Source organism: Pseudomonas sp. FDAARGOS_380 (assembly GCF_002591235.1).
Lineage (GTDB): Bacteria > Pseudomonadota > Gammaproteobacteria > Pseudomonadales > Pseudomonadaceae > Aquipseudomonas > Aquipseudomonas salmasensis.
Window position 1 is genome coordinate 1,796,154 of record NZ_CP023969.1, and the last position, 18,984, is coordinate 1,815,137.

General features: G+C 52.7%; 18 protein-coding genes and 1 pseudogene. 10 read left to right on the plus strand and 9 right to left on the minus strand.

From position 1 onward, the window contains the following. The first annotated feature begins 239 nt into the window (after positions 1-239). Together CRN80_RS08440 and CRN80_RS08445 are read left to right on the plus strand one after the other, a co-directional pair. On the plus strand, positions 240-575 hold the full coding sequence (locus CRN80_RS08440; protein WP_098949955.1) for a YegP family protein: 336 nt from the start codon (positions 240-242) through the stop codon (positions 573-575). Between the two features lie 72 nt (positions 576-647). After that, positions 648-920, plus strand: a complete 273-nt coding sequence (locus tag CRN80_RS08445) for a CRISPR-associated protein Cas2 (protein ID WP_098949956.1) — start codon at positions 648-650, stop codon at positions 918-920. A 63-nt stretch (positions 921-983) separates the two neighbouring features. Here the strand turns inward: CRN80_RS08445 and CRN80_RS08450 are convergent, their stop codons facing one another. Continuing rightward, positions 984-1,358 carry a hypothetical protein gene (locus CRN80_RS08450; protein ID WP_098949957.1) on the minus strand — a complete coding sequence of 125 codons (375 nt, stop codon included), beginning with the start codon at positions 1,356-1,358 and terminating at the stop codon, positions 984-986. Between the two features lie 407 nt (positions 1,359-1,765). Between CRN80_RS08450 and CRN80_RS08455 the strand changes: the two genes are divergently transcribed. After that, the gene (locus CRN80_RS08455; RefSeq protein WP_098949958.1) at positions 1,766-3,472 is read left to right on the plus strand and encodes a reverse transcriptase family protein; all 1,707 of its coding nucleotides are present in this window, start codon (positions 1,766-1,768) and stop codon (positions 3,470-3,472) included. Positions 3,473-3,890: 418 nt separating this feature from the next. On the opposite strand, the gene CRN80_RS31540 is transcribed toward CRN80_RS08455, so the two are convergent. The 3 genes from CRN80_RS31540 to CRN80_RS31545 form a co-directional block, all read right to left on the minus strand. Next, positions 3,891-4,025 carry a hypothetical protein gene (locus tag CRN80_RS31540; RefSeq protein ID WP_256588767.1) on the minus strand — a complete coding sequence of 45 codons (135 nt, stop codon included), beginning with the start codon at positions 4,023-4,025 and terminating at the stop codon, positions 3,891-3,893. Positions 4,026-4,685: 660 nt separating this feature from the next. Continuing rightward, complete coding sequence (locus CRN80_RS08465; protein ID WP_098949959.1) at positions 4,686-6,410, minus strand: hypothetical protein; 1,725 nt, start codon at positions 6,408-6,410, stop codon at positions 4,686-4,688. A 168-nt stretch (positions 6,411-6,578) separates the two neighbouring features. Then, on the minus strand, positions 6,579-6,785 hold the full coding sequence (locus CRN80_RS31545) for a hypothetical protein (RefSeq protein WP_098949960.1): 207 nt from the start codon (positions 6,783-6,785) through the stop codon (positions 6,579-6,581). 1,164 nt (positions 6,786-7,949) lie between these two features. Here CRN80_RS31545 and CRN80_RS08490 point away from each other — a divergent pair. The 7 genes and pseudogenes from CRN80_RS08490 to CRN80_RS08510 all read left to right on the plus strand — a co-directional run bounded on the left by CRN80_RS08490 (position 7,950) and on the right by CRN80_RS08510 (position 14,126). Then, positions 7,950-9,446 carry a recombinase family protein gene (locus tag CRN80_RS08490; RefSeq protein ID WP_218197445.1) on the plus strand — a complete coding sequence of 499 codons (1,497 nt, stop codon included), beginning with the start codon at positions 7,950-7,952 and terminating at the stop codon, positions 9,444-9,446. After that, positions 9,443-10,348 carry a plasmid partitioning protein RepB C-terminal domain-containing protein gene (locus CRN80_RS08495; RefSeq protein WP_098949962.1) on the plus strand — a complete coding sequence of 302 codons (906 nt, stop codon included), beginning with the start codon at positions 9,443-9,445 and terminating at the stop codon, positions 10,346-10,348. The genes CRN80_RS08490 and CRN80_RS08495 overlap by 4 nt, the downstream gene beginning before the upstream one ends. Continuing rightward, positions 10,348-11,307, plus strand: coding sequence for a plasmid partitioning protein RepB C-terminal domain-containing protein (locus CRN80_RS08500; protein ID WP_098949963.1), 960 nt, complete (start codon positions 10,348-10,350; stop codon positions 11,305-11,307). Before CRN80_RS08495 ends, CRN80_RS08500 begins: the two co-directional genes overlap by 1 nt. Positions 11,308-12,154: 847 nt before the next feature. Beyond that, positions 12,155-12,286 (plus strand): hypothetical protein, encoded by a 132-nt coding sequence (locus tag CRN80_RS31550; RefSeq protein WP_256588769.1) that lies wholly within the window; start codon positions 12,155-12,157, stop codon positions 12,284-12,286. A gap of 380 nt (positions 12,287-12,666) precedes the next feature. Continuing rightward, positions 12,667-12,750 (plus strand): annotated as a pseudogene (locus CRN80_RS31555) (DNA adenine methylase); the annotation flags it as partial. Positions 12,751-12,753: 3 nt separating this feature from the next. Then, a complete protein-coding gene (locus CRN80_RS08505) occupies positions 12,754-13,293 on the plus strand; it encodes a DNA adenine methylase (RefSeq protein ID WP_256588899.1) in 540 nt (179 codons plus the stop codon). Continuing rightward, a complete protein-coding gene (locus CRN80_RS08510) occupies positions 13,293-14,126 on the plus strand; it encodes an 8-oxoguanine DNA glycosylase (RefSeq protein ID WP_098949965.1) in 834 nt (277 codons plus the stop codon). The genes CRN80_RS08505 and CRN80_RS08510 overlap by 1 nt, the downstream gene beginning before the upstream one ends. On the opposite strand, the gene CRN80_RS32090 is transcribed toward CRN80_RS08510, so the two are convergent. From CRN80_RS32090 to CRN80_RS08535, 5 genes are all read right to left on the minus strand, one after another. Then, positions 14,061-14,804, minus strand: coding sequence for a nitroreductase family protein (locus CRN80_RS32090; RefSeq protein ID WP_138183507.1), 744 nt, complete (start codon positions 14,802-14,804; stop codon positions 14,061-14,063). The two genes, CRN80_RS08510 and CRN80_RS32090, sit on opposite strands and share 66 nt — an antisense overlap. After that, a complete protein-coding gene (locus CRN80_RS08520; protein ID WP_059396753.1) occupies positions 14,719-15,324 on the minus strand; it encodes a 7-cyano-7-deazaguanine synthase in 606 nt (201 codons plus the stop codon). The genes CRN80_RS32090 and CRN80_RS08520 overlap by 86 nt, the downstream gene beginning before the upstream one ends. Next, a complete protein-coding gene (locus tag CRN80_RS08525; protein ID WP_098949966.1) occupies positions 15,321-16,532 on the minus strand; it encodes a PfkB family carbohydrate kinase in 1,212 nt (403 codons plus the stop codon). The genes CRN80_RS08520 and CRN80_RS08525 overlap by 4 nt, the downstream gene beginning before the upstream one ends. A 20-nt stretch (positions 16,533-16,552) precedes the next feature. Then, on the minus strand, positions 16,553-16,873 hold the full coding sequence (locus CRN80_RS30515) for a hypothetical protein (RefSeq protein ID WP_138183508.1): 321 nt from the start codon (positions 16,871-16,873) through the stop codon (positions 16,553-16,555). A gap of 204 nt (positions 16,874-17,077) precedes the next feature. Continuing rightward, complete coding sequence (locus tag CRN80_RS08535) at positions 17,078-18,982, minus strand: UvrD-helicase domain-containing protein (RefSeq protein ID WP_059396750.1); 1,905 nt, start codon at positions 18,980-18,982, stop codon at positions 17,078-17,080. Between the last annotated feature and the right edge of the window lie 2 nt (positions 18,983-18,984).

Sequence of the window (18,984 nt, forward strand, 5' to 3'; positions counted from 1 at the left end):
ACAACCCCCACAGCTCCGCATCAACGTGAGACTTTGCTCACGTTTGAGGCTGAAAACTTGCATTGCCTAGCCAAAACCTCTCAACGCAGTGGAGGAACAAACGCCCGGTAATGGATCCAATTGTTGGCGCCTAGCCCACTAACGACACCTTGCGTAGCCTTCAGTTCAAGCCAATTACGGCCCACAACAAGTGCCATTACCGGGCTTGTTCATTAATTCGTAACTCATCCGAGGTTCACATGGCTGCACATTATGAGATTTTCCGCTCCTCCCAGAACAACCAGTACTACTTCCACTTGAAAGCGCCGAATGGCGAAATCATCCTAGCCAGCGAGGGCTATATCCAGAAATCCGGCTGCGAGAACGGGATTGCTTCCTGCAAAACGCATTCGCCATACGATCAGTACTACGATAAACGCGTTGCACAGAACCTGCGCCCGTACTTCGTACTGCGTGCTGCGAATAATCAGATCATCGGCACCAGCCAGACCTACAGCTCGGCCTACGCCCGCGACCAGGGGATCGTCGCAGTAAAGACCTATGGCTCGACCGCCACCACCATCGATCTGACCTAATGCTCTGAATGGGCCGCATCATTGCGAGCGGCCCTTCGACTCCTCCAATTACATTTCTGTCCGGAGCCAATCATGACTAGCTTCACCGTGTCCTATGACCTCATAAAAAATAAAGACTACAAGCTGTTGATCGATGAACTCAAACGTCTCGGGGCGCATCGCTCGCAGGAGTCCTTTTGGCTGGTGGCCTATAACAGCACCGCAAAGGGCTTGCATGACCACCTCAGGAATTTCATGGATGGCGACGACAAGCTCTGGGTATCCGAGCTGACGCGCAACCATTACTACGCCCAAGCTAACAGTGGCACCAATGCCTGGATCGCGCAGAACCCGCCTGCCCGCTAGTTAAGGATTGCGGTGGTGGCGGCAATAAGCCTCGACGGACCGGGGCTATGGGCGCTCTGTACGTCAACCCGCCGACGTCGCAACGGTTCGCGATCTATTGGTGTAGAGAAAGTGATTGGCCCGCCCACGCGACACCCATACCCGCATGGCGCGCTCGACCAGTTTCCAAGTATCCGACAGATTCAGGTCATTGAGCTCGGAATGAGACATGGTGGGCGCAAACCACCTTTCAGCTTCGACGGTGATCTCGAACTCGTTGTAATCGATATAAGGCTCCTCGCGCTTGCCGCGCTTCATCACCTGTTCGGCTTCGTGTCGTAGCTTCTCAGCCGTCCGACGCATGGTGCAATTGATCACAACGATGTGATGTGACCTGAGCGCCATTACGAGCTGTTCGATATCCACGACCGCGTCGTCAATCACCAAGACCTGATGCATGCCGTGTTCCTTCGCAGGCTTTAGGGCTTTGATACCATCACCCACCCGATCTCACAAGGCCGCTGAATGCTTGAACAGTGCATTCGCAGATGGCGACAGGCACAAAGACAACGCACTGGGACTGGCGCAGGGTAAAAACGCACCCTGATTTTGAGTACCACCTTGCCCCAGATTGATTAATCATGAATGAATATTTTTCCTCTGCCGCAGGCGATGTCTCGGAACGAGCAGCTTGCCCGATCTATCCTCTCTCGATAGTATTTAGCCGGGGCTCAGGACTCGCATTTCTGAGATGTATACGTCTCAGCTTGTAGCGCTTTTACCTTTGACGCTTCGCGTCGCGCCGCCGTGTACTTTGGCGGATGTTGGAGTCCTGAGTAACCCACCCCCTCAGTCAGGTTTTTGCAATGGACGCATCGCTACCTTTCGGCCAGTTTCCTAAGATCAGCATTTCTTCGAATAAAGAATTAGCGGTCTTATTGGGCATTTCGGTGAACAAGCTTACTTATTATGCTTATTACCTTGATGAAGAAAGCAAATATAAAACCTTCAATATATCCAAACGGAATGGCGGAGTGAGAGTGATTGAGGCTCCTGTGAAGGGTCTCAAAGACATACAAAAAAATATTGTAACGTTAATAGAGCCTAATTATAAGGCACGTAGTTGCGTTTTTGCCTATGTAAAAGGCAGGGGTATCGTAGAGCACGCCGCAGTTCACACCAACCAGCGATGGTTATTGCGATTTGACCTCAAAGATTTTTTCCATACTATCTCCGCAGTACGAGTAGCCGGTCTTTTTCGTCATCCTCCTTTCAATTTTTCCAAAAATGTAGCGGAGACTATCGCTCGGCTTTGTACCAAGGCCGGCAGATTAACCCAGGGCGCCCCGACCAGTCCGATAATCAGTAATATTTTGTGTCGCGGCCTTGATTACAAACTGAAAGAGCTGGCCTCGCAGAATAAATGCTATTACACACGCTATTCCGACGATGTGTTCATCTCAAATAATGGTAGCTTGTTTCCGTCAGCCATCGCTGAGCGCGGTTCCAACGGGGTAGTGAAGCTCAGCGATGACGTCCTTGAGATAATTGGGGGCGCTGGGTTTCAGCTGAACCTAAGTAAGACGATTTTACGCAACCGAGCTGAAAGGCAATTGGCTACCGGAGTGATTGTCAATCGTAAGCTCAATGTACCCAAGGAGTATATTAAGTCAGTCCGTGCAGCTCTTTATGCATGGGATAAATATGATTTAAAGCAAGCTGAAGAATATTGGCGCGAACACATAGATGATCGCAACAGGTGGGGGGATTCCTTGCCGAGACTAAGCTGGGTAATTAGAGGAAAAATTAACCACATCGGCCACGTCAAGGGTTACAACGATCCGGTATTCTTGACATTGGCGAAGAAGCTTCAGTCTCTAGATCCCACTTATCGTCTTGATGAGAGAAAAATTCTTCGGTCGCTTACTGATGAAATTCATGTATACGCGGAAGGGATAACAGACTGTAAGCATCTTGAAACAGCGCTAAAATTTTTCAAGGCACGTGGCGAGTTCACTAATCTTAATCTCAACTTCAGGAATACTCGTAAGCCTGGGAGCTCGGTGCTTAAAGCGCTCTGCGAGCATTTAAGTGAGGCTCCTCAAAAGCATCTTACAATCTGCGTATTCGACCGCGACGAGCGCCCAATTATCAGCGAAATGGGTGGATCTCCTGGCAATTATCGCGATCACACCAACAACGTTTTTAGTCTCATCATTCCAGTACCAGATTTCAGAGACTCTGATATTATTTGCATCGAGCACCTCTATAATGATTCACAGCTATATATCCCCGACAATCAAGGCCGACGATTATATTCGAAGGAAGAGTTCGACTCACTTGGATGCTTCAAAGGTGAGGCACATCTTTTCTGCCGAATGAATAAGCAGTCGCTCATATATGATGACAATGTCATCGACATGGTGGAGCGACGAAATGTTGCTCTACCAAAAAATAAGTTTGCCGATTACATCGTAAGTGGTGCTCCGCCTTTCTCAAATATTGACTTTTCAGGGTTTCGTGGTGTTTTTTCCCAGATTGTTGAGATCGCTGGATTCTATGGTAAGCGGTAACTATGACTCTCTGGCATCCCGTCCAGCCTCACCTTCCTACATCCCCATTCGCCAATATTGGTTAGGTAAACCACCGATATTTAAGTGAAATTGCGGAACGCAGTGAGTAATTCCTTGACGGCCTGCTTGTTTCCTTGTGTTGAACAAAGCAGTCGGCAGCAGAGCCCATGGCCGCGGTGGATTAGTGCTGACTCACATGAGGTGAGGAGCCAATCCTATAAGCTCTAACGTGCCGATTTTTCGCGGACAAAAAGCAACTGCTTAACTATCAAGGAGGAGAACGTACTACCGGTTATTGAAGGGATGAAACATATAGTCAGCCCAGTTGTAGATGTTTACCTGTGGTGTGGGCCTCCAGCACAGACAGACCCTGTTGACGATTCATACGGCGCGCGCGTAATCGCACGCGCCGTCTTTCTCAGATAACGATCGCCGTTGCATTGGCAATCGCAATATCCACAGCGTTGTCCAGGTCGACTTCCGTCTGCTGCGTCTTGATCGATACGACCAGGCTGTACCTCACGTCGTCGTTGTAGCGTTGTTGCTTAACCAATGTTTTTCACCATCCGGGCGCAGGATAAATGCCGATCATCCCCAACCCTGCCAAATCCGAGGCAGGCCCTCGCCAGGTGTCAGAGTGTAGCGATCCCTTATGGCGACCCCGTGTACCCATCAGCCACCGAGGATCTGAAGCGCTGCTCAGGTACGGGGCGTCATCATCTTCTTCCCGGGCGCGTTTGTTGATGCGCTGGCGGAACAGTGTCGCATCCTCGCCGGATCGACTGACCTCAAAGCGCAACCCATGAGACTCGTATCGATAGCGCCCTTTAAGACCACGCTGTGCCACACCCGGATTGGGTTCCACGAAGTAGGACAGGGTTTTACCCGCATCTCGACCTCCTCGTTGCCCAGGTTGAGCAGCTCCTGCTGAGGCCAAGGAAGTAGGTGTAGGTGCATGTCACGAGCCGTTGCCGGTTTAGATCCCTGTCGCGTGAATGGGCGCAGTGAGTCTTCCACCACCAAAGTCAATGAATTGGATGCGCTCCAAAGTGCTCGACCGATATCCGGGACGCCAAAACCACAGGTACGAACCAGTGTTTCGTAATCTGACTTCGCTTCGCCAGCCAGAAACTCGGCTTTCATTCGTTCCGTCCACTCGGCGGAGTGCACTACCAACGCACGAACCGTCTCCGGCCAAAGCTCGGGATATCCGTCAAGCTGGAATGGATTGTTCCAGAGGCTCCGGCTGTGGCGAAAAACGCTTCAACGTTTCAACCAAGAATTGACGGTACGCATAGGGTGTACAGATGATCCCGAGCGTTGAGTATTCAATCGTTTCCGCGCTGGTCTCAATTCGGCCGTGACCTCTGTCGAAATGCACGTCTTCTTGGGGCAGCCATTCCAGCGATGTACTCCATGCAGCGAACTGACGAAGACTGTCTGAGCCTTCCAGTCCGACCTCGGCGATGTACTTGACCATCACCGGAAGATCATCGTCGGCGCTTCTCGCCCCGCCAAAGCCCTGGATGATGACCGCACCACAGACTTCCCAAGAGTCATCTGACTGAATGGCAAACACGTTTTGCAGCAGGTCAGTCAGATGTTTTTTAACAGCGTTGTACTTTCTTCGCAACTGCACGACCTTTTCACCACAGACGTTCTTTCTATTGGTCACCTCCCGGGGATCTCCCGGCGGGAGCATCCACCTGAGCTCACCAATGAAAACCGTTTTGCTCTGCGGATCCACCAGAATCAGATCCAATTCTTCGGTCACTTTGCCCAGCGCCACGTGTACATTAGCTCTGTAAAGAGGCCACTTGGTACTGACCTTTGCCAAAAAATCCTCAACCATCTTGTCTTCGAACAACCCACTTTGAGCATTAAATCGTTTCGGTTCCTGACGGGCCTGCAGGGTGAGCAAATTGCGTTCTAGATGGGAACTTATGATGTGTGTGCAGGGCAGCGCGAGCTTGCCGCCGGCTAGCTTGATGAAGGGTTGGAGCGCAGGATCAGGGGCGTCCACCTGATTTCCAAATGTGAGACGGTCAACGAATAAGCCTACAGCTGTTTCGTCTATGGAGGACATTTCGATCAGGTCACTGATCAGTTGTTCTCGGCTCAGAATCAGTATCAGCGATTCGTCACCTCCGCGCTTCAATTTGTATCTCCGAGCACCAAATTCAACGGCCGTAAGGTGGTACATGCACCTGATCGCCAAGGCGTTGAGCAGAAGTGTAATTTCCGGGCGACCTCCCCACTCGAATACCCAACCATCGGGAATGAGAAAAGGTTGCTGATTGAGATCCAGCGCAAGCTGATGGGCGAGGTGCGGCAGGTAGTCATAGCGTAGAACTCGTTTTTTCAACGTTACTGTCTCAGCAATCAGCCTCAAAACGATCGGAAGATCATCGGTCGCCTTCATCCAGGCAAGCAGTATCAAGGAGTACGTGATGACCCCTGGCTCGATATGGCCTATCACCTCCAGAACGGAATAGGAGGAATCGTGGTAAACGTCATCAAACACTTCGAGCTGGATGGCATTGTCGACTTGCTTTAAGGCCACCTTCTTGCCGTATACAGAAGAGATGATCTGCATAGCCGCGCTGTACTTCACGCCCTCCTGAATAATAGCAATCGCTCGACGGCACAAAATGTCAGATGTTTTCCGAGGAACCTCATGATTGGAGTCCGTCTTGACCTCAGCTTTTGCCCGCAGAAGTGCGTATTTGATGGAGTATTTGAGCCGGTCGACCAAGTCTTCGAGTTTCTGGTTCTGCGACTCATCCTTGGCAGCAATCCGGAACATCCAGATTTGATGATCCTCGAACGCGGTCAGCAGGTACCAGGCGACAAGCGTCCAGTCCAGATGGGGTAAATCAAGGGAAAGATATTTTTCATCCACAAGCCTTTCAACTTTCTCAAGCAACGCATTATCCATTTGCACCGTTTCCGTTGGGTTGTGTGAAGCCCGCTCGACTGCTTCTGCCGATCCGTGATTACAGGCGGATCGCTTGTAATTGCGAGCCGGACGGCCCTTCTCATCGAGCCCCACCAACCAACAAAACTCATCTGCGCGCCTGACCGAGCATTAAGTAATGCGTTTCGATCAGTTAACGGTACAAGGTTGGCGGCCCAGCGCACTGAGTTGGTACTCGTTAACAGCTCGAAATTGCGTCTCAGCTATCTGACGCAGGCGCCGGATTTCATCATCAGGACAACCATTGACCTGAGCGTCGTGATAACGCTTTACCGCCTCGACAGCGTCGGTGTACAACGGATGGTCGGGGTAAATGATGGGAAATTTTTTCGTCATTGGCCGTAACTACTCTGTGAATGGTTGACGGTGGCTTGCCCGCCTTCAAAAGCTGAAAGCCAATAGCGGCCTGATAAAGCAAATTCGCCAATAGCTGAGGCGCTCTACCTCAGGCTTTGCCAAGGCTGGCCTCCGCAGCTTGGGCCTCCCGCATTGCTTCAAGCGCTTGCCGCATCAACATCCCAATAAATGTGCGTTTCCCAATCATGGCGTCTCTCAGCTTAGGCCTAATGATAGACCACGTCCTGTGCCCTTCATGTAAACCATTTTTTACTATTAACCACTGTGATTTACAGTGAAAAAGTGGTTTGAATACCTCTTCTAAGGCCTAGGAAAGCTCCAACAGGTCGCCAAACTCTTCCTGCGTCACCTTCACTCTATCCATCCTACGATACGGATGATCAGCAGGCGTCCGGATAAGGGATTCTAGCCAAGCCGGGTCGAATTGGTGACTTCCTTATGGATGTGCTCAAGCTACCCTTTTGCGAGGCTGCGACACCCCAAACTCCATGCTCTCCAGCAATCCGGACGCTTCGTAAGCGGACGTTTACTTTTGCTCCCTCTGAAAAACGCATACGCAGTTCAGCAAGCTCGGCAGAGTGATAGCCCACTTTTGCTATCTCGATGCCGTAATGGTGAACCTTCACCGGGGCGCGCTTGGCCAGGATGCAAGCCAACGAGTCCAGGACGACGGGAAGACTAATGAGGAGATTTTCGCTAGTGCCCCAGCCTTGAGCCGGCGTCCTATTAGCGAGCCCGCGATGAGGTGTTTGGTGTTAAAACATGCACGATCCATTTCACATCACCGCCTCAAGCTGCCGAAGCGTAAAGCATGCGTTCTTCTAAGAGTCGTAGTCGCCACGCTGTTGATATTCAAGAACGTGGTGCCCGGGAGGTTGTGAATCTGCCCCTGGTTCTGGGTGCTGAAAAAGCGTTCTATGGCACCTTTCCTTTGAGGAACCCTGGAGGCGGGGAACCTGATCTCGATGCCCGCGCTTCAGGCGGACCCAAGACTCGTCACCATCTCGTCACAACGCATCGCTAAGCTGAATCGAATGGGCCAGCCTTCTCTGGCCTAGAGGAGCCTACTTGTCCTCTCCGTCCATGCGATCAGATTCAACTAACTGCTCTGACAGCTTGGTGCCAGCTGCGGAGTACGTTCGCATGTCTACTGATCACCAACGCTACTCCACGGAAAACCAATCAGCAGCCATCCATGCTTACGCCATGAGCCACGGCATGAAAATCGTCACAACTTACCAAGACGATGGGAAAAGTGGCCTAGATATCGGCGGCCGCGATGCTCTGCGCAGATTGCTTGACGACGTCCAGGCCGGACATACCCAGTATCAGGTGATTCTTGTCTATGACGTCAGTCGTTGGGGACGCTTTCAGAACACGGACGAGAGTGCCCACTATGAATACCTTTGCACCAGCTCCGGCATCAACGTGGTGTATTGCGCTGAGCCATTTGAAAACGACGGCTCGCCTCTAGCAACCATTTACAAAGGCATCAAACGTTCCATGGCGGGGGAGTACAGCCGAGAGCTCTCCCAAAAAGTCTTCGCTGGTCAGTGCCGCCTCGTTGAAAAAGGTTTTCATCAAGGCGGCCCGGCAGGATATGGATTGCGCCGCGCTTTGATCGATGAGAAACGCGAATTCAAGGCAGAATTGTCGCGGGGCCAACAGAAAAGTCTCCAGACCGACAGGGTTATCTTAATTCCTGGACCCGAAACCGAAATCGAGGTGGTTCAACACATCTATCACCAGTTCATCCACAACGGGATGAGTGAGCACGAAATTGCCGATGCACTGAACGCCGAAGGGCTGATCACCGATTTCGAGCGCCCCTGGAGTAGAGGTAGCGTGCACCAAGTGCTGACCAACGAGAAATACATAGGTAACAACGTCTACAACAAAACGTCCTCCAAGCTACGTAAACGTATCAGTCGCAACCCACCCGAAAAATGGGTTCGATGCGATGGGGCGTTCCAGGGAATTGTCTCAATGGAGGTGTTTGCAGCCGTTCGCGAAATCATCTTGCAACGCTCACGCCGCTTGGACGATGCACAACTGCTAGAGCTGCTTCGCACACTGTTACGGCGAGCGGGCTCGTTGTCCGGGATGCTCATCGATGACCAAGACAACATGCCCTCCAGCACGACCTATATAAATCGCTTCGGCGGCCTTTTACGTGCCTATACGCTTATCGGCTACACACCAGAGCGAGACTATCGGTATTTGGAGGTCAATCGCTCACTGAGGCAGCTGCATCCGCAGGTTCTTGAAGATGTTGTTAAACACTTCAAGCATGTGGGTGCCGCAGTCGAGCTCAATATTCAGAGTGAACTACTGACAATTAACGATGAATGGACAGCGTCTGTGGTCATCGCGCGCTGCCAATCCACACTGGCAGGTACTCTTCGCTGGAAGCTCCGGTTTGAAAACAGCCTGACACCCGACATCACCATCGCGGTACGCATGGAGCACGAAAATCTACAAGTGCGGGACTATTACCTCATCCCCAGTATGGATATGGGGGCGTGGCCGCGAAAAATGTCCGAAGAAAACAGCCCCTTAATAGACAGTTACCGTTTTGCAACGCTGGACGTACTTGATGGACTTGCTGCGCGTTGCTCGCTGAAGGAGGCACGTCAATGACTGTCCCATCATCCTCGCGTGATCGCGTCGCACTGATTCCGATATCACATATCCACATCCTCAATCCTCGCACGAGGAACAAGAAGGTTCACCGCGAGCTTATAGAAAACATAAAAACTGTAGGACTCAAGCGCCCCATTACCGTAAGTCTTAGAGCAACGCCTCTGGGGCAGATCAGCTACGACCTCGTGTGTGGGCAAGGCCGTCTTGAAGCATTTCTCGCGCTAGAAGCCACAGAAATTCCTGCGTTTGTGATTGATGCCGCAGAAGAGGACTGCTTGGTCATGAGCCTGGTGGAGAACGTAGCTCGAAGGCAGCATCGTCCGATAGACCTTATGAACGAGGTCGGGCGCCTGAAACAACGGGGCAAAACCGATGAGGCGATCGCAGTAATAATTGGCAGCACGGCCTCTTGGGTCAGCATGATTGTTGGTCTATTTGAACGCGGTGAAGAAAGACTTCTATCAGCAGTTGAGACAGGGCTAATACCTCTGAGCATGGCAGCCGATATCGCCCGTAGCAGTGAAAGCGACATTCAAAACCTACTTACTGACGCCTACGAGCGCGGAATAAAAGGAAAGAAGATTACCAAGCTGCGTCACCTTTTAGAGCTACGTGCCAAGAAAGACAAACTGGTGCGGGGAAGCCCACTGGGTCGTGATAGCCAGAATAAGAAGAAAAGGCTGACGTCCGCAGACTTGAGAAAACTATTCGAACGAGAAGCCGAGCGGCAGCGCCTGATGGTGAAGAAGGCTGCTTTTACCCATGAGCGAGTCATTTTCTCCATTCAGGCGATTAAAGAACTCTTGGCAGTTAGCGATTTCGAAGAGCTTCTTTCTACAGAACAGCTGAATTCGATACCCAAGCTGATACAGGCTCGGCTTCGCAATGGGGGACTCTGATGTCTGAGAAATGGCTCCAAACCACAGACCCTCAGTCGACTCACCCTCTAAAAAATGCTTTTTTAGATGAGTGCGTTCGAGTCAAAGTAGCCAATATCCTGCCGCTTAAAATCTCACGATCCGCGGTAAAAGAAAGCCTCAAGTACCAGCAAATCCTCGCGTCGATCCAGGACGTCGGACTGGTGGAACCACCCGCTGTAACACCAGTACCTGGCCGCGCCGGACATTACTTTTTGGTTGATGGCCACCTGCGAATTGAAGCGCTCAAGGATCTAGGTGAATTGGAAGTCGATTGCCTCGTAGCAACGGACGATGACACCTACTCATATAACAAGCGCACCAACAGATTATCTGCCGTCCAGAGTAACAAAATGATAGTGCGGGCGATGGAGCGCGGAGTCTCTGCGGAGCGGCTTGGCAGAGCGCTTGGATTGGCACCGGAGACAATCAAGCAAAAATTTCGCCTGTTAAATGGCATTTGCGCAGAAGCTATTTCGCTCCTGGGTGACACAGACTGCCCCGCAAACGTATTCCATCTTCTGCGGCAGATGAAACCATTGAGGCAAATCGAAGCGGCTGAACTGATGATTGGAAATAAAAACCTTTCTGTCTTGCTTGCTAAAGCACTTTTGGCTGCCACTCCATCAGACCAGTTAGTAGTACCTAGAAGCCCCCAACCTGATCAGCAGATCTCTGCAGAGTCAATTGCTCGCCTAGAGCGTGAGCTCGCCGCCCTGCAGATGAAAATCAAAACAGTGGAGGAGAGCTACGGACCTGATGTACTTCATCTCACAGTGATCAAAGGCTACCTAGCAAAGCTTCTCGCTAACGCAGCGGTCGTTCGGTGGCTGGCCAGACATCAACCTGAGTACCTGAAAGAGTTTCAATCTATCGCCGAGCTGAAGGAGCTCCCCTGGGGAAGTGACGAATCAAGCTCTGCCCTAAAGGAGCATGCTTAGGCAGTTCAGTTGGTAGGTTTACTGCTAAACCCGACTAGGCGAAATCGCTAGATTTGTGTGGCCTACTCATTCTCGCATCAGCAGGTGGGTCAATTCGGCATCGGCGTCAACACACTGCTCATTGCTTGCCATGGGATCAAGCAACGAGCTAATCTCTCGTGCACTCTGTGTTAGCAGAGGCCGGGCGTTTCAAGCCCCAATGTCTGGCCTTTAGGCCCATGCCGAGCAGTAGTCCTCATCCAGTTGAGCTTCTGCATACGGGCGACACCTTAGCTGTCCGATTGGACGCAAGGAACACATCAAGGCCCGTGCACTTTGGTGCTGCGTTGCCAAATAAAAAAGCTTGTACGCATCTAAGGATGAGATAGCGTAATGGCACGCTCAGAGCTCATGAGGCTCGATGCATTGTCGCCCACTGAGGCGTCAGCAGAGCAAACATACCGCTCCGACACTCATGACCTCGAGGGCAAGACTGGCAACTAGTCAGGAATTGTGGTGTGGCTTTTTGCACATGAGCCCGCCCATTTTCTGCCTCCCCTTACCTTTCAGGTGAGGTACTCGTAACGGTGTTTGTGCGACCTTTAGATGGTCGAACAAGTGGCAGATCAAATATCGGCGCCGGCAATCGAGGCGCAAAATCAGCTCAGGGCGCACATAGGATTTGTGGCGACTGAAGCAGGCTTCACTAAGCGTGGCTTTGATGCACTGGAGCATTGGCCACAGCCGAAGCGCAATCAATGTCACGGGATTAACGACCGTGGCGTATCTGGATCCTGCCATCGGTAGGACCAATAAACATTGGCTGAAACACGCCCGCAAAAGAATGCTCGTCTATTGAGGATCTCTTATGAGCGGATTGCGTGGGTTACCTGACTGGCAAAAAAAGATTTTTCCTTCGCTTGTGAAGGAAATTCTGCGTCTGATTTTTCGCAAGCTTGTTGAGTGGGCCTGGGAAAAAATGCGCGAGATGATCAGCTAGCCTTCAAAAAGCGGCCTACCCGGTGGGCCGCTTCCGCCAATGTATAGTTCATCCAGTTTCTGATGGTCAGACGATCGCGACGACTCTATGACTAGTGCGAAGCTGTTTGTCGACTGAAGCGTCAACCTTCCGCCTTCACTTCCCTCATTTCGAAAATCGGGCCTAGCCGCTTGCTATTTAATTCGCTCATGAACAATCCGTAGATAATTACCTCAGCCTCTTGCGGGGTTCATCCACATTTCACTACTAATCCTCAACCGAACTCCACACATGGTGGCCGTTCGGCGCTTCGCCTTGACACCATCGTCATTTCTGACGATGCTTGCGACATGAGATATCCAGGCGGAAAAGGCAAGTGCTACCAGCGCTTGATCAATCTGATGCCACCGCATCAGACATACATCGAATCCCACCTTGGTGGCGGGGCAGTCATGCGCAACAAAAAGACTGCGCAGAGGAACATTGGCTTGGACCTCGACGCCAAAGTCATTGAGCTTTGGCGAGCGAAGCTTCCAGATACCTGCGAACTCCACCAAGTCGATGCAGTTGCGTTCCTTGAAGGGTATTCGTTCGAAGGCCAGGAGCTGGTCTATGTTGATCCCCCCTACGTCCCTGAAACCCGCCGCCGAGCGAAGGTCTATCGATGCGATTACTCGGAAGAAGACCACATCCGCTTACTGCGGTGCTTGGTCGCATTACCTTGCAATGTGATGCTTTCAGGCTATGACTGTGATCTCTACAACCGCGAGCTCATCGGGTGGCGCAAGGTGAGTTTTGCAGCTAAGACCCATGTAGAGCTGCGCGAGGAGACGGTGTGGATGAACTTCGAACCTCCCAGCCGTTTGCACGACAGTCGATACATGGGCGAAACATTCCGAGACCGCCAAACCATTCAGCGTCGCCAAACCAGGCTCCGTACTCGTATCGAGAGCCTAGATCCCATTGAGCGACACGAGTTACTGCAATGGATGCAGGAACACTACGGCATTGCCGAGGAGGCCGCCTGATGCAATTAGGCGCTATTTTCATGGACCAAGCGGTCTTCAATGTCGAGCTGCCCAAAGCAGACGCCGAAGTTATTCCGGGCGTCCCGTGGGGAGCCATGGAGGCGTTCCCAACTCCTGCCTACTGGGCATACCAAGTGTACGCACGCCGTCTCACTGGCGATCGGATCAACTACAAGCTCGGGGCAACGCTGAAAGAAGAAGTTGGCGCGTGCTTGTTGGGGGGGCATGGGATCCCCGCTAGCGTCGGGCTCGCCGCCTTTCACCACGTCAAAGAACGCGGTGCCTTTGGCGACCAACCACCTTCAGAAGAAAGCCTGCTCGAGTGGCTGAAAGAGCCCCTTGTTATCGATGGTCGCCAAATGCGGTACCGCTTCGCCACACAGAAGGCTCGCTACCTCAGCGCGGCTCTTCAGAAGCTGTCTGCTGAACGGCCTCCGTTAGGCTCCGGCAAAGCGCTGCGCGACTGGCTGCTGGATATTCCAGGCATTGGTTACAAGACCGCATCGTGGGTTGCCCGTAACTGGCTGGATGCGGACGACGTAGCAATCCTGGACATCCACATTCTCCGTGCCGGGCTACTGGGTAGGTTCTTCGAGAGCAACTTGACCGTTGAGCGACACTATCTGGAGCTGGAAGAGCAGTTCATCCGCTTCAGTAAAGGACTTGGCGTCAGGGCATCGGAGCTCGATGCCCTGATGTGGTTGGAGATGATGTCATCGCCCGCCACGGTGCACAGCATCATGGGCATGGGGCACCACGCACCTGATTCAGGTTCTCGTAGCAGACCCAAGAAGAGCAAGGCCAACCCCAGCCAACTTTCCCTGATCGCCTAGGGTACTGGCCCAAGGCTCACCGGTGATACCCAGCGGACAGAAGTTGAGTCCCTGGGCTGTCGCAGTTAATGCCATGACCGCGAGTAGCACCCCCGCGTCACGCCAAACAAGGCTGCATCCATCTTGGTATTTACCCAATGTTTTTCCGGGCTCGGCCAGAAACAGAATTCGTGTTGCCTCATCACCGCCCAGAACCCGCAGACTGAGTTCATAAAGGCCTGCAAGCTTGCCGGTCGAATGTCGGAGCTCCACCAGTTGGTGGGCCCTAGGCTCATACATCCACCATCGATCATCTTCGGGCCGCTTAACGACGATATGTATAGGGTGGATCGCTCCAGCCGAGGGGGCCGCTCGATGCTCCAGATCAAAACCTAGGTTTGACGTACCGGATCCTCGAGTTCTGCATGCATGCCAGAGGAAGGCTCCGAGCTGCAGGTCATAGACGACGCCGAACTCGCGATGCGACGCACGCGCATCCAAAACCTCGCCGAACGGCCGGTCTAACGCCTCCGAGGAAGCAGGGAGCGGGCAGACATCACCAATTTCCCACTCGAGAGGCTCATACCGCTCAGGAGCCAGCCTTGGAGTTGGGTCACCCAGGTCGATCCAAGTCATACCCCACCTCTTGAAACACCTCCATGTATTTGTTGCAGCCACGGCAGTTGCCACACGCAACATGCGACTTGTGGCAGCTGTGCGCCCAGGCCAAAAGACTCGCAGGGATGCCAGACTTACGGACAAGCTCAGCAGTAGAAAGCTCAATTGCAGGAGCTTCCACCACCATGCCACCCTCCTGCAGGGATAGCAGATGGCTGATCGCCGACATGAACTCGGGCGAGCCATCCCTATGGAAGCCATCCGATTTCACGGTGCCCAACCACAAGTGCGTTACGCCGAACGAGATTGCCTTCATCGCCGCGAGTGTAACCAGCATCTGATTCCGGTACGGCCACCAATCCGAGGCTGGAGCCAGGCTGTCGGCTTGGCTGCCTGCCATATCTCCCGAGCCCAGCTGGCGGCAGTCAATCTCAATCACATGATGAGGGATTTCCAACTGTTTGCAGATCGTCCTAGAAGCCTCGATCTCGGCCTGCGCCGCAAGCTGACCGTAGTTCATGGTGAACGCGATGTCCGGGTGCTTCCACCAGGCAATCGTCAATGAGTCCATCCCACCAGACAACAATAATCCTGTCTTCATAGCACTACCGATTCCCAGACCGTCTGATAGATCGCACTGACGTAGTCATCGGTGATGCGGCAGTCGGAGCCTTCCATCATTTTCTTGTCCTGTTCGGACTCATTTTCTGCGTAGAAAACGACAGGTTTGTTCAATGCCCGAGCGTAGCCAATCTCGTAGATTGTGCCCGAGTCAAGCCCATCACCAATCGCAAGTAGAACGTCGCAATCGCGCACCCCTTCAAGGTCCTTTTCGACCACGTCGTCAGCAGAGCCAAGACCTACGTCATGGTATGGGGAAAATACATCCAGCCCCATTGCCAGCAGGTCTCTGCGAGCCTGCCCGACCATCCACAGCTCTGCGAGGGTAAAGAATGGCCCTGCGAGGTACACCTTAGGGGCGTAGCCATCGCGATACCGAGCTGATGGCTGCAGTGGGTACGGCTTGAAGTCAGCAAGCAAGGCCTGGTCGGGGAAGCCTTGATTTTCGCAATAAAAGGCCGTCGCAACGGAGGCAACCGAGGCTGCATCGTGAGCCGAAAGGCCGTTATCCATCCAGCCCAATGCGAAGTGGGCAGCGAAGGTATCTCCTGAGCCGATCTTCCATACCCGCTCAGTGCGGTATACAGGTACCGTCGAGATTGCGCCGTTTTCATACACCAAGGCACCCAACGGCCCCATCTTGATGACAACTACCTCCGCGCTCTCCTGCTCGGCAAGCACGATTGCGAGCTCTTGTGCGGTCAACCCACTGGAAGTGGGCACCAACAGATTGGCCTCGTGGCGGTTCAAGACCAAAGCCAAGTGCTTTGCTTGAGAGCCATTGGCCCCAAAGGACTCCGTACCATCGGCATTCTGTGGGTCAAACACCACGTACTCAGCATCAACCACTGCCGTTCCATCGATCATGCCGAATCGAAGCACCTTCTCGGCGCGAACCTGGAGCTCCGATTTAACGTGGGTGTCACGTCGAATATCTGGATTGGCGAGGCCATGGATGTACTCGAAAGTAACCCCTGCCTGCGCAGCTGTAGCATTGAACTGGAACCCTTCTGCGGCTGCGCGAGCATCAACGACAATCTGGGTGTTGCTATCTACACAGGCATGTAATTCCGCCTGTCCACCGAAACGGGCGATAGCAGTTGCTGCTCTCCCTGCCGAGCCATAAATATCGTCCCAGGCCGGGCGCATGCACCGTTCTCGGTAGACGCCTCCTACAATTGTGATCATAGAGCTCTCCTTGCTCGAAATTAAACGTGGTAAACCCGGAGGCGTACTTGACCTCCACCAAGTTGCAGCACACGTGCCTGGTACTGTTCACCCTGGCTCATGCAGCTTCGCAATTGATTCAGATGTGGATCGACAATCCCTCCTGCATCAGCGCCGTTCCAAAGTGCGGAGACGACTTGCTGGTTACCCGACTGCGAAAAGACAATGTCGAGGATGTCGTTGACGCTCAGCTGCCCAACCACCTGTGCTTTCGGTGAAGCTAGCTGGGTATCAAACTGAAGTGCCGCGCAGGAAGTGGTGGGTGTAGATGGACCCAGATAGCTACCGCCAGAACCAGACATTCGCATCTCCTTCGCGAGTCAAATTGAGTGCAAAGCAATATCACATCGGGAAGGCAAAAGGCCATAACATCCTCATGCTCTAGCGGCGACCGGCACAAACCAAGCATCGTCCCGTATCTGGATCAACTATTTCTCGGCAGCTGTGTGATTTTTCATCAGCGTCAACACACGATGCCGTTGTCTGGAAATGTCACCTGGAAATGATCAACTCGATCCAGTCGTGATTTGGACTCCGGCTTTAGTAAGCAGCTCGTAAAGCGTTGCAATTTTTGTTCGTGTGCCCCGCGAAGCACAGTAAGTGAATATGACCCGCTGTTTAGCACGGGTGAAAGCCACAAAAAATCCTGCCGTGGCCTCAATTTCATCCTGAGAAAAACTCCACCAAGCGCCATCATCCAGTCCGACAAAGATAACGGTGTGATACTCAAGGCCCTTGCTCTTGTGGATCGTCATTAAAGGAATTGCGTGCACGCCTTCGTACATGTCGAGGGCGTGGGACCAGTCCTTACTGTGGAGCGAGCTGGATAAAAGATGTTCCGCCGTTGCGTCTAACACTTTTTCTAGCCAGCTCCCTTGGCCATAGGCGGCGTTGAAACGGATCACATGCTCTACACCCACGAAATTTAGGATGTCATCAACAAGTGCGCGTGAGGCCACCTTACTTCTCGGGGGGAGGGAGTAGCGTGCAGCCAGTTCGGTTGCATAGGTGTCCAACACACGAGCGAGCCTACTCTGCCTGATTGAGTCATCGGCATCGATCCCTCTCATTGAGGCGAGCCAATTCTGGCAAGTCGACCAATAACTTCCCGCTCTCGGAGTCATTGATAGGCGGAGAAAGTTGACCGCCAACTTCGAGATTTCCTCTGTCATCAGCTCCTGCAGCATTACTTTGCCGACCATTCCAGCTTCGTTACGCAGCGCCAGATTTTCGTTCGCGAAGGCAGGTTCCAAGATTTCTGCATATTCTCCCGCTTTTTGTCGAACCAGTATGACGAAGTCTCGAGGAGTCAGTTTCAGGTCGGCAATGTATGACGCTACTGATTGCGCTAAATGACACGCTTCAGTTTTCGGACTCGGGAAGTCGAGAATTGAACAGCTTTCTCCGTCAATTGTGCCGTCAGTCTGAGATATCGGCTGCACAGCTTGTACATCTAACGCCTGGGCCAACACGTGCTGAATACGTACCAAGTCCGGCGAAGATCGATAATTGTTGAAGAGCGAAGTCCGGACACCTCCGAAATCAGCATCAAATGCAGAGAAAGGATCATCCATCGCCATTGCCCAACGCATGATCTGCTGCTTGTTATCTCCGACAGCAGTCACGATGGTTTCTGTGCCTCGAAAAATCGTAGTTACCAGATCGTACTGAACTCTGGTGGTGTCCTGGAATTCGTCCATGAATAAATGTGAATAGGTGAGGCGCAATGCATCTCGCGCCATCGGATTGACTCGCAGCAGCAATTCAGCGAGACGGCCAATCATTGGAAAAGACAGCACGCTTTTGCCACCGCCGTGGAGCGACACTCGCCAGAACGCATCTGCCGCCCATTGCGCTACAGTTGGGTCTGGCCATCCTTCTACAGGTAACGGTGAGCCGAGCAGGTGCCGACGCTCAAAGGTTTTAGACCCTATCTCACGCACATCATTTCTTGTTCCGATTACCGCAGGTGGTGGTGGAAGGTCATGGAGGTAATCGCGAAAATCTCGCTCCGTGTGAGTCGTGATCTCGTAATCGGGTCTTGGCCTCCAGCGGTCAGGTAATGCCTGACCGAAGCGGTCGACCAATCCTTTTGCAAACGCATCAAACGTCATGGAATCGAAGCGTTTTGCATGGGAATGATGGCAGCGCTGACGTACGCGTGCTGCCAGATTAGATGCCGCATCACGTTTGAAGCTGATAGCCAGAATGCGTCGTGGGGAAGGAGCAGTATCCGTCTGCAGGAGAAAGGCGGCACGCTGCGCGAGCAGTTCTGTCTTGCCAGTGCCTGGCCCGGCAATAATCGAGCGATTTTTTCTCGAACGGACCACCTTCAGCGCATTCGCTTCCAGAGCTTCGACCCCGACGGGTTTCCAATCCTCTCGAGCTATTCGGCGTGACGAAACGGCCATGA